This is a genomic window from Pseudomonas sp. PF05 (assembly GCF_056521845.1).
In genome coordinates, this window is the sequence record NZ_JBWLPW010000004.1 from 172,076 (window position 1) to 187,175 (window position 15,100).

14 protein-coding genes are annotated in these 15,100 nt (G+C 62.3%); 11 read left to right on the top strand and 3 right to left on the bottom strand.

The window, feature by feature from the left end:
- Window positions 1-9: 9 nt before the first annotated feature.
- The 3 genes from AC09SL_RS09820 to AC09SL_RS09830 all read right to left on the bottom strand — a co-directional run bounded on the left by AC09SL_RS09820 (window position 10) and on the right by AC09SL_RS09830 (window position 2,347).
- Window positions 10-708 carry a segregation and condensation protein A gene (locus tag AC09SL_RS09820; protein ID WP_165826070.1) on the bottom strand — a complete coding sequence of 233 codons (699 nt, stop codon included), beginning with the start codon at window positions 706-708 and terminating at the stop codon, window positions 10-12.
- 132 nt (window positions 709-840) lie between these two features.
- Window positions 841-1,470 carry an L-threonylcarbamoyladenylate synthase gene (locus AC09SL_RS09825; RefSeq protein ID WP_053124883.1) on the bottom strand — a complete coding sequence of 210 codons (630 nt, stop codon included), beginning with the start codon at window positions 1,468-1,470 and terminating at the stop codon, window positions 841-843.
- A gap of 13 nt (window positions 1,471-1,483) precedes the next feature.
- Window positions 1,484-2,347, bottom strand: a complete 864-nt coding sequence (locus AC09SL_RS09830) for a PHP domain-containing protein (RefSeq protein WP_058543431.1) — start codon at window positions 2,345-2,347, stop codon at window positions 1,484-1,486.
- Window positions 2,348-2,434: 87 nt separating this feature from the next.
- Between AC09SL_RS09830 and AC09SL_RS09835 the strand changes: the two genes are divergently transcribed.
- From AC09SL_RS09835 to AC09SL_RS09885, 11 genes are all read left to right on the top strand, one after another.
- Window positions 2,435-3,031, top strand: coding sequence for a septation protein A (locus AC09SL_RS09835; RefSeq protein ID WP_058543430.1), 597 nt, complete (start codon window positions 2,435-2,437; stop codon window positions 3,029-3,031).
- Window position 3,032: 1 nt separating this feature from the next.
- The gene (locus tag AC09SL_RS09840) at window positions 3,033-3,332 is read left to right on the top strand and encodes a YciI family protein (RefSeq protein WP_058543429.1); all 300 of its coding nucleotides are present in this window, start codon (window positions 3,033-3,035) and stop codon (window positions 3,330-3,332) included.
- A 107-nt stretch (window positions 3,333-3,439) separates the two neighbouring features.
- Entirely contained in the window at window positions 3,440-3,850 is a 411-nt protein-coding gene (locus AC09SL_RS09845; RefSeq protein WP_058543428.1) for an SH3 domain-containing protein, read from the top strand.
- Window positions 3,851-3,857: 7 nt separating this feature from the next.
- Complete coding sequence (locus AC09SL_RS09850) at window positions 3,858-4,535, top strand: response regulator transcription factor (protein WP_058543427.1); 678 nt, start codon at window positions 3,858-3,860, stop codon at window positions 4,533-4,535.
- A 253-nt stretch (window positions 4,536-4,788) separates the two neighbouring features.
- Window positions 4,789-5,226, top strand: coding sequence for a Spy/CpxP family protein refolding chaperone (locus AC09SL_RS09855; RefSeq protein WP_058543426.1), 438 nt, complete (start codon window positions 4,789-4,791; stop codon window positions 5,224-5,226).
- Window positions 5,227-5,291: 65 nt separating this feature from the next.
- On the top strand, window positions 5,292-6,632 hold the full coding sequence (locus AC09SL_RS09860) for a sensor histidine kinase (protein WP_058543425.1): 1,341 nt from the start codon (window positions 5,292-5,294) through the stop codon (window positions 6,630-6,632).
- 450 nt (window positions 6,633-7,082) lie between these two features.
- A complete protein-coding gene (locus tag AC09SL_RS09865) occupies window positions 7,083-8,510 on the top strand; it encodes a di-heme oxidoreductase family protein (RefSeq protein ID WP_058542352.1) in 1,428 nt (475 codons plus the stop codon).
- Between the two features lie 28 nt (window positions 8,511-8,538).
- The gene (locus AC09SL_RS09870; protein ID WP_058542351.1) at window positions 8,539-9,603 is read left to right on the top strand and encodes an imelysin family protein; all 1,065 of its coding nucleotides are present in this window, start codon (window positions 8,539-8,541) and stop codon (window positions 9,601-9,603) included.
- Window positions 9,604-9,605: 2 nt separating this feature from the next.
- Window positions 9,606-10,703, top strand: coding sequence for a DUF1513 domain-containing protein (locus AC09SL_RS09875; RefSeq protein ID WP_064107036.1), 1,098 nt, complete (start codon window positions 9,606-9,608; stop codon window positions 10,701-10,703).
- Window positions 10,704-10,858: 155 nt separating this feature from the next.
- Window positions 10,859-12,007 carry an efflux RND transporter periplasmic adaptor subunit gene (locus AC09SL_RS09880; RefSeq protein ID WP_058544492.1) on the top strand — a complete coding sequence of 383 codons (1,149 nt, stop codon included), beginning with the start codon at window positions 10,859-10,861 and terminating at the stop codon, window positions 12,005-12,007.
- Between the two features lie 13 nt (window positions 12,008-12,020).
- Complete coding sequence (locus tag AC09SL_RS09885; RefSeq protein WP_058544493.1) at window positions 12,021-15,047, top strand: multidrug efflux RND transporter permease subunit; 3,027 nt, start codon at window positions 12,021-12,023, stop codon at window positions 15,045-15,047.
- The last annotated feature ends 53 nt before the right edge of the window (window positions 15,048-15,100 follow it).

The following is a 15,100-nucleotide window of genomic DNA, read 5'->3' on the forward strand; positions in this document are numbered from 1 at the left end:
ATTTGCTCGTTATTCGGCTCGTGCCCGCACGTGGATCGCTGCGAACGGCTCATTCTGCACCAGCTCGACCAAGGATTCCTTGACCAATTCCAGGACCGCCATAAACGTCACGACGACCCCCAAGCGCCCTTCCTCGGCGGTGAACAGCTCGACGAACGGCACGAAACCGCCGCCCTTGAGCCGCTCCAGCACATCGCTCATGCGCTCGCGGGTGGACAGCGCTTCGCGGCTGACCTGGTGACTTTCAAACATATCGCCCCGGCGCAGAACCTCGGCCATGGACATCAGCAACTCTTCCAGGCTCACATCCGGCAGCAACTTGCGCGCCCGCGCCTCGGGGGCATCGAGCTTGGGCACCACCACGTCGCGCCCGACCCGGTTCAAGCCATCGAGGCCTTCGGCTGCGACCTTGAAGCGCTCGTACTCCTGCAAGCGGCGGATCAGCTCGGCCCGCGGGTCGTCTTCTTCCGCTTCGACCTCAGCCGAGCGCGGCAGCAGCATCCGCGATTTGATCTCGGCCAGCATGGCCGCCATCACCAGGTACTCGGCCGCCAGCTCCAGGCGCACTGACTGCATCAACTCGACATAGCCCATGTACTGGCGAGTGATTTCCGCCACGGGGATGTCGAGGATGTTGATGTTCTGTTTGCGGATCAGGTACAGCAGCAGGTCAAGCGGGCCCTCGAAGGCTTCGAGGAACACTTCCAGCGCATCTGGCGGAATGTACAGGTCCAGGGGCATTTCCATGACCGCCTGGCCATAGACCATGGCGAACGGCAGCTCCTGCTGCGCGCCGGCCTGGCTGTCTGCGCTGTCCACGGCGGTTTCCACGGCGGACATTCAGGCCTCGACCATGAACGGCGTCGGATCGCCACAACCAACACGCACCACCTGGGGCTCGCCATCGGCCAGGTTGATCACCGTAGACGCCGACATGCCGCCAAAACCGCCGTCGATGATCAGGTCCACCTGATGCTCGAGGATCTGGCGCATCTCATAGGGATCGGTCAGCGGCTCGGTCTCGCCGGGCATGATCAGCGTCACGCTCATCAGCGGCTCACCCAGTTCTGCCAGCAGCGCCAGGGCAATGGGATGGCTTGGCACCCGCAGGCCGATGGTGCGTTTTTTCGGGTGCAGCAACAGCCGTGGGACTTCCCGCGTGGCATTGAGAATGAAGGTGTACGGCCCCGGCAAATGCGCCTTGAGCAGGCGGAAGGTGCCGGTGTCGATCTTGGCGAACAGGCCCAACTGCGACAGGTCGCTGCAGATGAGCGCGAAGTTGTGCTTGTCGTCCAGTTGACGCAGGCGTCTTACCCGCTCCACGGCATTCTTGTCGCCGATCTGGCAACCAATGGCGTAGGACGAGTCGGTGGGATAGACCACCACGCCACCGCCACGAATGATTTCCACGGCCTGTTTGATCAGGCGCGCTTGCGGGTTTTCCGGATGAATCTGGAAAAATTGACTCACGTGTTCTACCTGTTCAGACGGCGGCGGTAACGGGATCATGTTTGAATCTACACCATAGTGGTGGCAGATCTTCCGGCAACGGGCGGTATTCGCCGATCTCGGACCAGCCCCCAGGGCCATGGAAATCACTGCCGGCGGTGACCAGCAGACCGAACTCACGGGCCAGGATCGCCAGGCTGCCGACCTGCTCGGCCGGCTGATGGCCATTGACCACCTCGATGGCGTGGCCCCCTGCTTGAATATAGTCGGCGACCAGGCGGCGGCGCTTGCTGCGGGTGAAGTCATAGTGCCACGGATGCGCCAGGCTGACCCAGGCACCAGCGGCCCGCAAGGTTTCGACAGTTTCTTCCAGCGTCGGCCAATGCTGCTTGACGTCCCCCAGCTTGCCGGCCCCCAGCCATTTGCGAAACGCTTCGGCGCGGTCCTTGACGAACCCTTCGCGCACCATCCAGTCGGCAAAGTGTGGCCGGGCCGGTGCGTTGCCGCTGTCGCCCAGCGCCTGCTGGAGCTGCCGGGCGCCGTCCAGTGCACCGGGCATGCCCTTGAGGGCCAGCTTGCGGCTGATCTCCTCGGAGCGTAGCCAGCGACCATCGCGCAGGTCGGCGATGGCCCGGACCAGCGCCGGGGCATTCACATCAAAACCGTAGCCCAGTACGTGGATGGTTGCCCCACCCCAGGTACAGGACAACTCGACCCCGTTGACCAGCTGCATGCCCAGCGCCGTGGCGGCACTGCGGGCCTCGTCGAGGCCTTCAAGGGTGTCGTGATCGGTCAGGGCCAGGACTCGCACGCCGTGCTCGAACGCCCGCGCCACCAGAACCGCAGGCGCCAGGGCGCCATCGGAGGCCGTGCTATGGCAGTGCAAATCAACATTCACGAGAGTTTGTTACCTCAAATCAGCTGGCCCTATCGCGGCCAAGGATGTTTGTTATTATGCCGCCACATCCTGCTTCTGGCTGCCACTGTGAAACAATTCATCGACTTCATCCCGCTCCTGCTGTTTTTCATCGTCTACAAACTTGATCCCCGGGCCGTCGACATCGCCGGTCATTCCTTGACTGTAGGCGGTATTTACAGCGCCACGGCAGTGCTGATCATCAGTTCTCTGGTGGTCTACGGCGCGCTGTTCGTGTCCCAGCGCAAGCTCGAGAAGAGCCAGTGGCTGACCCTGATCGCCTGCCTCGTGTTCGGCAGCCTGACCCTGGCGTTCCACAGCGAAACCTTCCTCAAATGGAAGGCCCCGGTGGTCAACTGGCTGTTCGCCCTGGCCTTCATCGGCAGCCACTTCGTCGGTGACCGCCTGCTGATCAAGCGCATCATGGGCCATGCCGTGAGCCTGCCGGACCTGATCTGGACTCGCCTGAACATCGCCTGGATCGCTTTTTTCCTGTTCTGCGGCGCTGCCAACCTGTTCGTTGCGTTCACGTTCCAGGCCTACTGGGTCGACTTCAAGGTCTTCGGTAGCCTGGGCATGACGCTGTTGTTCCTGATTGGCCAGGGTATCTACCTGTCCCGTCATCTGCATGATGCCGACCCCACCACGCCAAAAACCGAGGACTGACATGCTCTACGCAATCATTGCTACCGACGTCGCCAACTCCCTGGAAACACGCCAGGCCGCTCGTCCCGCGCACCTGGAGCGCCTGCAAAAACTCCAGGCCGAAGGCCGCGTAGTGCTGGCCGGCCCGCATCCGGCGGTGGACAGCAATGATCCGGGCGCCGCGGGTTTCAGTGGCAGCCTGATGGTGGTCGAATTCGACTCCCTGGCCGCTGCACAAGCCTGGGCCGAGGCAGACCCGTTCGTTAAGGCCGGCGTCTATGCCAGCGTCGTGGTCAAGCCATTCAAGCAAGTCATGCCGTAAATCCCCCGGGCGCGATGAGTCTTCGCGGCTCATTGCGTTCAGTTGCTCATTATTCTCGTTTGCCTGCCGATAACCTGTCTAATCTCGATTGGAATTCAGGAGTTGCAATGCGCAAAGGTCCGTTGTGCCTGTTATTGGTCACGTTGGCGATCGGGGCACCCGCCCATGGCGAGGAGAGCACCGAGGGCAATCATTCGACGCCTTTGTCCCTGAGTGCCGGCGGCCAGATCGCCGAACTGCAGCAACGCTTGAAAGACAGCGAACGCCAGCGCGAAGAACTGAGCAAGCAATTGCAAAGCGCCGGCAACGAACGCGAGAGCGCCTTGCTGGCCCGGTTGCGCCAGGAAAACCAGCGCCTGAAGCTGCAACTCAAGGAAGCCCAGGCAAGCCCCCTGCCGCGCCTGTTGACCGATCAACAGCAATGGTTTGTCATCGGTGCCGGGGTAGCGCTATTGGCCCTGCTCTGCGGTATCTTTGCCAGCGGTGGACGTAGACAACGTCGGCAATGGCTAAATTGAGTGAGTCATGAGCGAGCTGTTACTGATAGACGATGACCAGGAGCTGTGCGAGCTCCTCGTAAGCTGGTTAAGCCAGGAAGGTTTTCAGGTCCGTGCCTGTCACGATGGCCAAAGTGCCCGCAGGGCCCTGGCCGAAACCGCGCCGGCGGCCGTGGTACTGGACGTGATGCTGCCCGACGGCAGTGGCCTGGAGCTGCTCAAGCAATTGCGTAGCGATCACCCGGAGCTGCCGGTGCTGATGCTGTCGGCCCGGGGTGAACCGCTGGACCGGATCCTCGGCCTGGAACTGGGCGCCGATGACTACCTGGCCAAGCCCTGCGACCCACGAGAACTGACCGCCCGCCTGCGCGCCGTGCTGCGCCGCAGCCACCCGACGGCCGTGTCCAGCCAGATCGAACTGGGTGACCTGACCTTCAGCCCGGTGCGTGGCGTGGTCAGCATCGATGAACAGGAACAGGCCCTCACCGTTTCCGAAAGCCGCCTGCTCGAAGCGTTGCTCAAGCAGCCGGGCGAGCCGCTGGACAAGCAGGAACTGGCGCAGATCGCCCTGGGCCGCAAGCTGACCCTGTACGACCGCAGCCTCGACATGCACGTGAGTAACCTGCGCAAGAAAATCGGCCCCCACCCCGACGGCCGCCCGCGCATCGTGGCGCTGCGTAGCCGGGGTTACTACTACAGCCTTTAAGGCACTGCGCCGCTGGGCTGTGGGAGCAAAGCTTGCTCGCGATGCAGGCGCCTGGGTTCCCTTGGAGACCGCGTTATCTTCATCGCGGGCACGCCTTGCTCCCACAGGGCTGTGTGTCCGGCCCTGCAGATTTGTCAGGTCCGCACCAAAACGTCTTTACCCAAGCTTTACCCACCCCTGACCGCCGCTGACCTTGATCTCCGTAATCTGTACTCATCCGGAACTGACCGGGAATGAGACAAGGAGACACACCATGCGCAAGACCCTTATCGCTCTGATGTTCGCTGCCGCCCTGCCGACCGTCGCCATGGCCATGCCTGGAGACGCCGGCCCGATGGGGCCGATGGATGGCCCACGCCACGGCGGCATGATGCATGACAAAGGCCCGTACAGCGAACTGGACCTGAGCCGCGAACAACGCCAGCAGATTCGCCGGATCATGGGCGAACAGCGCCACGAACAACGCGAACTGGTAGACAAGTACCTGGCCAAGCTGTCGCCAGCCGACCAGAAAGCCATGCAGGACGAAATGCAAGCCCGGCATCAGAAGATCGATGCCCAGATCCGCGGCCTGTTGAAGCCTGAGCAACAGAAAGAGTTCGACGCGATCCAGAAGAAACAGGCCGAGCGTCGCGCCGAGTGGGCTGAGTTCAAGGCCTGGAAAGCGCAACAGCCGCAAAAAGCGCAATAATGCACTGAAGCCCCCAGCCCAACGGCAAGTCGCCGTTGGGCTTTCTTTGTTTTCGAGGATTTACCGTGCGTTCATTGTTCTGGCGCATCCTGGCCAGTTTCTGGCTGGCCATCGCCCTGGTTGCAGGGCTTTCACTCTTGATGGGCCACATGCTCAATCAGGACGCTTGGATCCTCAGTCGCCACCCAGGCCTCAACACCCTGCCCGAAGAGTGGACACAAACCTACGAAAGCCAGGGTGAGGATGCCGCCCAGGACATCCTGCAACAGCGCAAGCGCCAGTATCACGTCGACGTCCAAGTGTTCAATGGAAGCGGCGACCCGGTGGTGCGCGGCACCTTCCCACATCGCGCCGCAGCCTTCGAGGCTAGGCAGAACAACAACGAGCGACGCCTGCCCTGGCGGCGGCTGACCGACGAATTCACCAGTGCCAAAACCGGTGACACGTATCTGTTCATCTACCGCATCCCCCATCCCGAACTCGACGCCTGGCACCGCGACAGCCTGCTCTGGCCCATCAGTGCGCTAGGGATCGCGCTGGTGGTGCTGACATTGTTCAGCCTGTTGGTGACGCTTTCCATCACCCGCCCGCTGAGTCGCCTGCGCGGCGCAGTGCATGACCTGGGCCAGGCCGCCTATCAGCAGAACAGTCTCGCCAAGCTGGCCAACCGGCGGGATGAGTTCGGCGTACTGGCCACTGACTTCAACCGCATGGGCGCGCGCCTGCAAAGCTTGATCGCCAGCCAGCGACAACTGCTGCGCGACGTGTCCCATGAACTGCGCTCGCCCCTGGCCCGGCTGCGCATTGCCCTGGCATTGGCCGAACGGGCCAGCCCCGAGGAGCGTGAAAGGCTCTGGCCGCGCCTGACCCGCGAATGCGATCGCCTGGAAGCGCTGATCAGTGAAATCCTGGTGTTGGCCCGGGTCGATGCCGACAACGCCAGCGCCGAAGAGGTGGAACTCAACGGCTTGCTGGTCACCCTGCAAAAAGATGCGCAACTGGCCTCACCGGAACAAACCGTGCAGCTCGAAACCGAGGCGGACCTGACCCTCAAGGGCTGGCCGACCATGATCGAGCGCGCGGTGGACAACCTGCTGCGCAACGCCCTGCGCTTCAATCCGGCCGGGCAATCGATCGAGATGCGCGCGGCGCGCCAGGGCGAACGGATCCTGATCAGTGTGCGCGACCATGGGCCAGGTGTTGCGGCCGAACACCTGGGGCAATTGGGCGAACCGTTCTACCGCGCACCCGGCCAGACCGCCGCCGGTCACGGCCTGGGCCTGGCCATCGCACGCCGTGCCGCCGAACGCCATGGCGGCACCCTGGTGCTGGGCAATCATCCCGACGGCGGGTTCATCGCGACGCTGGAGTTGCCGTTGGTGCCGGGGGCTGTCGTCCAGCCTTAAGGCACCACACTGTAGGAGCTGCCGAAGGCTGCGATCTTTTGATCTTGATCTTGATCTTGATCTTGATCTTGATCTTGATCTTGATCTTGATCTTGATCTTGATCTTGATCTTGATCTTGATCTTGATCTTGATCTTGATCTTGATCTTGATCTTGATCTTGATCTTCTGATCTTCTGATCTTCTGATCTTCTGATCTTCTGATCTTTCACTCCAGATTCAATTGTCTGGGGCAAGATCGCAGCCTCGTTGCACTCGTCAGCTCCTACACAGCTCCTACACAGCTCCTACACATCTCCTACACCGCTCCTACACCGCTGCGACACAGCCCTTCCTACGCAGTGTCAGAATCATGCAGCCTCCTTCAAACCAAACGATAATTCCTCTTATTCAAACTGCCCCGCCCTGTTAGACTTTGCGCCCTCGTTTTCACTCATCTCCCAGGACGCCCGATGCCGTCGTTGCCTCTTCGTTTATGTGCGCTGTTCATGGCCCTGGGCTTGAGCGCCTGCGATGATGCCCCGCGTTTTACCCAGGCCGAACCGGGTGAAGCCCGTTCCGGTGGCGCCGCGACGGTACGCAAGACGGATCAGAACGCCTTTTCCCTGCCCTCGGCCAACCTGCCGCCCTCGCGCCGTGTGGATTTCAGCGTCGGCAACAGTTTCTTCCGCAGCCCTTGGGTGATCGCCCCCGCGACCACCACCGCCCGCGACGGCCTCGGGCCCTTGTTCAATACCAACGCCTGCCAGAACTGCCATATCAAGGACGGTCGCGGCCACCCGCCAGCACCGGACGCGCCCACCGCAGTATCGATGCTGGTACGCCTGTCGATCCCCGACGCGCCGCCTTACGCCAAGGTCATCGAACAACTGGGGGTGGTGCCGGAACCGGTTTACGGCGGGCAGTTGCAAGACATGTCCGTGCCCGGCGTCGCCCCCGAAGGCAAAGTGCGGGTCGACTACACGAAGGTTCCGGTGCGTTTCAAGGACGGCACCGTCGTGGAACTGCGCAAGCCGGATTTGCAGATCACCCAACTGGCCTATGGGCCGATGCACCCGGACACGCGTTTTTCCGCCCGCGTCGCCCCACCGATGATCGGCCTTGGGCTGCTGGAGGCCATCCCTGACGAGGCCATCCTGGCAAACGCCGAAGCCCAGGCCCGGGAGAAAAACGGCATCGCCGGGCGTCCCAACCAGGTTTGGGACGATGTCCAGCAAAAAACCGTCCTTGGACGGTTTGGCTGGAAGGCCGGACAGCCCAACCTCAACCAACAGAACGTCCACGCATTCTCTGGAGACATGGGCCTGACGACAAGCCTGCGGCCCTTCGACGATTGCACCCAGACCCAGGTCGACTGCAAGCGCGCGCCCAGCGGCAATGGCCCCGACGGCGAACCGGAAGTCAGCGACAACATCCTGCGACTGGTGCTGTTCTATAGCCGCAACCTCGCCGTACCGGCCCGGCGCGAGGTGAGTTCACCCCAGGTACTGGCGGGCAAGAATCTGTTCTTCCAGGCCGGTTGCCAGTCCTGCCACACACCGAAATACACCACCGCCGCCAACGCCGCCGAACCGGAGTTGGCGAACCAGGTCATCCGCCCTTACACCGACCTGCTGTTGCACGACATGGGCGAAGGCCTGGCGGACAACCGCAGCGAATTCAAGGCCAGCGGCCGTGACTGGCGAACCCCGCCACTGTGGGGCATCGGCCTGACCGAAACCGTCAACGGCCACACCCAGTTCCTGCATGACGGCCGGGCCCGCAACCTGCTCGAAGCCGTGCTGTGGCATGGCGGCGAGGCACAAGCGGCGCAGCGCCAGGTTTTAGCGTTCAATGCCGAGCAGCGCACTGCGTTGCTGGCCTTTCTGAATTCCCTTTAAACGCCTTTTCCAGAAGTGGGAGCACGACATGTTCCGTCCCAAGCTGTTGTTCACCAGCCTCGCCGCCATCGCCCTAGGCGCCTGCTCGCCCCAGGACCCGCAAGCGGTCACCTCGGCCGCCATCGCCAAGCAAGTGATCCTGCCGACCTACAGCCGCTGGGTCGATGCCGACCGGCAACTGGCGACCAGCGCCCTGGCGTTCTGCCAAGGCAAGGAAAACCTGGAAACCGCCCGCGCCGATTTCCTCAAGGCGCAAAAAGCCTGGGCCGAGCTGCAACCGCTGCTGATCGGTCCGCTGGCCGAGGGCAACCGCGCCTGGCAGGTGCAGTTCTGGCCGGACAAGAAAAACCTGGTGGGCCGTCAGGTCGAGCAATTGGTCAACAGCCAGCCACAGATCGACGCCGCTGGCCTGGCCAAGTCCAGTGTCGTGGTCCAGGGCCTCTCGGCCTATGAATACCTGCTGTTCGACGCCAAGATCGACATGGCCGACAGCACGCAAAAAGCCAAGTACTGCCCGCTGCTCACCGCCATCGGCGAACGCCAGAAACAACTGGCCGAAGATATCCTGTCGCGCTGGAACACCAACGACGGCATGCTCGCCCAGATGAGCAAGTTCCCCAACCAGCGCTACGCCGATTCCCACGAGGCCATCGCCGATCTGCTGCGGGTCCAGGTTACCGCCCTGGATACGCTGAAGAAAAAACTCGGCACACCGATGGGCCGCCAGAGCAAAGGCGTGCCACAGCCGTTCCAGGCCGATGCCTGGCGCAGCCAGTCGTCGTTGCAGGGCCTGGAGGCCAGCCTGAGCGCAGCGAAAACCGTCTGGGCAGGCGTGGACAACAAGGGTCTGCGGGGCCTGTTGCCAAGCGACCAGAAGCCATTGGCCGACAAGATCGATGCCGCCTACGATGCCTCCTTGAAGTTGTTCGCCAGCAGCCAGCGTTCGCTGATCGAAATGCTCAACGATGACGCCGGGCGCCAGCAACTCAACGATTTGTATGACAGCCTCAACGTCGTCCATCGCCTGCACGAGGGCGAACTGGCCAAGGCGTTGGGCATTCAACTGGGCTTCAATGCCAACGACGGTGACTGATCATGTTTCGACGTCAGGTCCTGGCACTGGGCAGCTTGCTGCTCGGCGTCGTCACCCTGGGCGGCTGGACGCTGTTCAAGCAAAAGGACAAGAGTCCGCTCCTGCTTTCGGCACGGGACGATGGCGACGGCAAGCACTACGCCGTCGGCTATCGACTGGACGGCACCCGGGTGTTCGCCACCCAGGTCGGCCAGCGTTGCCATGACATCATCAATCATCCGACGCAGCCGATTGCGCTGTTCGTTGCCCGTCGTCCAGGCACCGAAAGCTACCTGATCGACCTGCGCGACGGGACGCTGCTGCAAACCATCACCTCGTTGCCGAACCGGCATTTCTATGGCCACGCGGTGATCCACAAAAGCGGCGAATGGCTGTATGCCACCGAGAACGACACCACCGACCCTGGACGCGGCCTGTTGGGCGTGTACCGTTTCGAAGGCGAGCGACTGGTGCACAGCGGCGAGATGTCCACCCATGGCATCGGTCCGCACCAGGTGTCATGGATGCCCGATGGCGAAACGCTGGTGGTGGCCAATGGCGGCATTCGCACCGAGGCCGAAAGCCGGGTCGAAATGAACCTCGACGCCATGGAGCCGAGCCTGGTGCTGATGCAACGCGATGGCACCCTGCTGAGCAAGGAAACCCTCGCCCAATCGATGAACAGCGTGCGCCACCTGGGCATCGCCAGCGACGGCACCATCGTCTCCGGCCAGCAGTTCATGGGCGCTGCCCACGAGTCGTCGCAATTGCTGGCGATCAAGCGGCCGGGCCAGCCGTTCCAGGCGTTCCCGGTGCCCGAAGAGCAATTGCAGGCCATGGGGCACTACACCGCCAGCGTCGCCGTGCACAGCGACCTGCGCCTGGTGGCCCTGACCGCACCCCGTGGCAACCGCTTCTTTATCTGGGACCTGGACAGTGGCGAAGTACGCCTGGATGCGCCGCTGCCGGACTGTGCCGGTGTGGGCGCGGTGGCCGACGGGTTTGTCGTGACCTCGGGCCAAGGGCGTTGCCGATATTACGATTGCCGGCAGACACAACTGGTTGCAAAACCACTGGATCTGCCAGCAGGGCTCTGGGACAACCATTTGCATCTGGCCTGAGCCAGGGAGCGAAGCACCCTCGGTGCCGAGCTCCCTGTTTTTTCGGAAAAAACCCACGCACCAACCGCCTGCGAACATCTGGAATAGCCCGCACACTCAGGGTAATGTGCCCGCCTGTCTGTATTTTCTCTCGGCTCTTTCCAAGGAAGTGGAACATGCTGCGACGCCGCATGCTGATCATGTTGGGTGTTGTCCTGCTGGTGGTGCTGTTGCTCGCCGGCTACAAGGCCTTCTCCGTCTACCAGCAGATCCAGATGTTTTCTGCCCCCAAACCGCCGGTCAGCGTGGCCGTGGCTACGGTCGCCCAGCGACCCTGGCAAACCCGTCTGCCCACCGTTGGCAGCCTAAAGGCGCTGCAAGGGGTGGACCTGAGCCTGGAAATCGCCGGGACCGTGCAGAAGGTGCAGTTCCAGTCCGGGCAGAAGGTCAAGGCCGGCCAGCCGCTCCTGCAACTGGACAGTGACGTCGAAAGCGCCCTGTTGGAAACTGCCGAAGCCGACCTTGGCCTGGCGCAACTGGATTTCGGGCGCGGCCGACAACTGGTGGGCAGCCAGGCGATCTCCAAGGGCGAGTTCGACCGGCTCTCGGCGCAACTGAAGAAGAACCAGGCCACGGTCAACCAGCTCAAGGCTTCGCTGGCCAAAAAACAGATTCTGGCGCCATTCAGCGGCACCGTCGGCATTCGCCAGGTGGACGTTGGCGACTACCTGGCCAGCGGCACGGTGATCGCCACCCTGCAGGACCTCAGCAGCCTCTACGTAGACTTCTACGTCCCTGAGCAAAGCGTGCCCAGGCTTGCCGTTGCCCAGTCGGTCAACGTCAGTGTCTCGGCCTATCCCGGGCAAAACTTCGTCGCCACCATCAGCGCGATCAACCCCAAGGTGGAGGACAGCACCCGCAACGTCCTGGTACGTGCCACCCTGGCCAACCCCGACGACAAGCTGCTGCCCGGCATGTTCGCCAACCTGGAGGTGATCCTGCCGGATGTGGCCGCCGGAATCGTCGCGCCGGAAAGCGCCGTGACCTACACCCTCTACGGCAACTCGATGTACGTGGTGAGCCAGAAGAAAACCGCCGACGGCACTGTCGAGAAAAACGACAAGGGCCAGCCGGTGCTGATCGCTGAACGGCGTTTCGTAGAAACCGGCGAGCGACGCGACGGGCAGGTGCTGGTGACCAAAGGCGTGCAGAGCGGCGAGCAAGTCGTGATCGCCGGCCAGCTCAAGCTCGATAACGGTACGCCGATCGCCATCAGCGACGACAAGACCCTGACCGAACAGAACAGCCCGCCCCGCGCGGACTGATCAAGGAACCCCCATGGCTTTTACCGATCCGTTCATCCGCCGTCCGGTGCTCGCCACCGTGGTCAGCCTTTTGATCGTGCTGCTGGGCTTCCAGGCCTGGAGCAAGTTGCCCCTGCGCCAGTATCCGCAAATGGAGAACGCCCTGATCACGGTGACCACCGCCTACCCCGGGGCCAACGCCGAGACCATCCAGGGCTACATCACCCAGCCGATGCAACAGAGCCTGGCCAGTGCCGAGGGCATCGACTACATGACCTCGGTCAGCCGCCAGAATTTCTCGGTGATTTCGGTCTACGCCCGCATCGGCTCCAACAGCGACCGGCTCTTTACCGAATTGCTGGCCAAGGCCAACGAGGTCAAGAACCAGTTGCCCCAGGATGCCGAGGACCCGGTCCTCAGCCGCGAGGCCGCCGATGCCTCGGCACTGATGTACATCAGCTTCTTCAGCAAGGAACTGAGCAACCCGCAGATCACCGACTATCTGTCGCGGGTGATCCAGCCCAAACTGGCGACCCTGCCAGGCATGGCTGAGGCGGAGATCCTCGGCAACCAGGTCTTTGCCATGCGCCTGTGGCTGGACCCGGTCAAGCTCGCCGGTTTCGGCCTGACTGCGGCCGACGTGACCAATGCCGTGCGCCAGCAAAACTTCCTCTCCGCCGCCGGTGAAGTGAAAGGCGAGTATGTGGTCACCAGCATCAACGCCAATACCGAACTCAAGTCCGCCGAGGCCTTCGGCGCGATCCCGCTCAAGACCGAGGGCGACAGCCGCGTGTTGCTGCGGGACGTGGCCCGCGTGGAGATGGGTGCCGAGAACTACGACACCATCAGCTCCTTTGGTGGCACACCCTCGGTGTACATCGGGATCAAGGCTACGCCCGGTGCAAACCCGCTGGATGTGATCAAGGAAGTGCGCAAGATCATGCCGGACATGGAGGCCCAGCTCCCGGCCAACCTCAAGGCCGAGATCGCCTACGACGCCACCCTGTTCATCCAGGCCTCCATCGACGAAGTGGTGAAAACCCTGTTCGAGGCGGTGCTGATCGTGATCGTCGTGGTGTTCCTGTTCCTCGGTGCCCTGCGTTCGGTGGTCATCCCGGTGGTGACCATTCCGCTGTCGATGATCGGCGTGATGTTCTTCATGCAGTTGATGGGCTACTCGATGAACCTCCTGACCCTGCTGGCCATGGTGCTCGCCATCGGTCTGGTAGTGGACGACGCCATCGTGGTGGTGGAAAACATTCACCGGCACATCGAGGAAGGCAAGACCCCATTCGACGCCGCGATAGAAGGTGCCCGGGAAATCGCCATGCCGGTGGTCTCGATGACCATCACCCTGGCCGCGGTGTACGCGCCGATCGGCCTGCTGCAGGGCCTGACCGGAGCCTTGTTCAAGGAATTCGCATTGACCTTGGCCGGGGCGGTGGTGATCTCCGGGATCGTCGCCCTGACCTTGTCACCGATGATGTGCGCCATGCTCCTGCGCCACGACGAGAACCCCTCGGGGTTGGCTCATCGGCTGGACAGGGCTTTCGAAAGCTTGAAGAGCCGTTACCAGCGCATGCTCCATGGCACGCTCAACACCCGGCCGGTGGTCCTGGTGTTCGCCGTGATCGTCCTGCTGCTGATCCCGGTGCTGATCATGTTCACCAAATCCGAACTGGCACCCGACGAAGACCAGGGCATCATCTTCATGATGGCCACCGCTCCGCAACCCACCAACCTTGACTATCTGAACACGTACACCGATCACTTCATTACTATCTTCAAGGAGTTCCCCGAGTACTACTCCTCGTTCCAGATCAACGGCTACAACGGCGTACAGTCGGGCATCGGGGGCTTTCTGCTCAAGCCCTGGAACGAACGCAGCCGTACCCAGATGGAAATCCTGCCAGAGGTCCAGGCCAAGCTGGAAAGCGTGCCTGGCTTGCAGATCTTCGGTTTCAACCTGCCCTCGCTGCCGGGGACCGGTGAAGGCTTGCCGTTCGCGTTCGTCATCAACTCGCCGAAGGACTATGCGACGCTGCTGGAGATTGCCGAGCGGGTCAAAAAGCGCGCATTGGAATCCGGCAAGTTCGCCTTCATGGACATTGACCTGGCGTTCGACAAGCCCGAAGTCGTGGTGGATATCGATCGCGCCAAGGCCGCCCAGATGGGCGTCTCGATGCAGGACCTGGGCGGTACCCTGGCGACACTGCTGGGCGAGGCTGAGATCAACCGCTTCACCCTCGAGGGACGCAGCTACAAGGTCATTGCCCAGGTCGAACGCCCCTTCCGGGACAACCCGCAGTGGTTGAACAACTACTACGTGAAAAATGCCAAGGGTGAATCACTCCCGCTGTCGACCCTGATCAAGGTCAGCGACCGGGCGCGGCCGCGACAACTGAACCAGTTCCAGCAGCTCAATGCGGTGACCATCTCGGGCTTTCCCATCGTGAGCATGGGCGAGGCGATCGAGACCGTCCGCCAGATTGCCCGGGAGGAAGCCCCGGTGGGGTTTGCCTTCGACTACGCCGGGGCTTCGCGCCAATTCGTACAGGAAGGTAGCGCGTTGTGGGTGACCTTTGCCTTGGCCCTGGCGATCATCTTCCTGGTACTGGCCGCACAGTTCGAAAGCTTCCGGGACCCGCTGGTGATCCTGGTGACCGTGCCGCTGTCGATTTGCGGCGCCTTGATCCCGCTGTTCCTAGGCTGGTCGAGCATGAACATCTATACCCAGGTGGGGCTGGTGACGCTGATTGGCCTGATCAGCAAGCATGGGATCCTGATTGTCGAATTCGCCAACCAGCTGCGCAGGGAACAGAACCTGACACCGCGCGAAGCCGTGGAACAAGCTGCGTCGATTCGTCTGCGGCCGGTACTGATGACCACCGCAGCCATGGTGTTCGGCATGGTGCCGCTCATCTTCGCCACAGGCGCCGGGGCTGTGAGCCGCTTCGACATCGGCACGGTCATCGCCACCGGGATGTCGATTGGCACCTTGTTCACGTTGTTCGTGTTGCCTTGCGTCTACACGCTGCTGGCCAAGCCGGACAAAGCCTGAGGAGTGTTGAAGCAAACTTGCTGGTACGGGAGTTTTTGTGGCGAGGGAGCTTG

Bases quoted from the DNA above. Each gene is read 5' to 3' on its own strand.
- AC09SL_RS09850 (WP_058543427.1), top strand. From the start codon at position 3,858: ATGAGCGAGCTGTTACTGATAGACGATGACCAGGAGCTGTGCGAGCTC.
- AC09SL_RS09855 (WP_058543426.1), top strand. From the start codon at position 4,789: ATGCGCAAGACCCTTATCGCTCTGATGTTCGCTGCCGCCCTGCCGACC.
- AC09SL_RS09865 (WP_058542352.1), top strand. From the start codon at position 7,083: ATGCCGTCGTTGCCTCTTCGTTTATGTGCGCTGTTCATGGCCCTGGGC.
- AC09SL_RS09845 (WP_058543428.1), top strand. From the start codon at position 3,440: ATGCGCAAAGGTCCGTTGTGCCTGTTATTGGTCACGTTGGCGATCGGG.
- AC09SL_RS09870 (WP_058542351.1), top strand. From the start codon at position 8,539: ATGTTCCGTCCCAAGCTGTTGTTCACCAGCCTCGCCGCCATCGCCCTA.
- AC09SL_RS09875 (WP_064107036.1), top strand. From the start codon at position 9,606: ATGTTTCGACGTCAGGTCCTGGCACTGGGCAGCTTGCTGCTCGGCGTC.
- AC09SL_RS09840 (WP_058543429.1), top strand. From the start codon at position 3,033: ATGCTCTACGCAATCATTGCTACCGACGTCGCCAACTCCCTGGAAACA.
- AC09SL_RS09885 (WP_058544493.1), top strand. From the start codon at position 12,021: ATGGCTTTTACCGATCCGTTCATCCGCCGTCCGGTGCTCGCCACCGTG.
- AC09SL_RS09880 (WP_058544492.1), top strand. From the start codon at position 10,859: ATGCTGCGACGCCGCATGCTGATCATGTTGGGTGTTGTCCTGCTGGTG.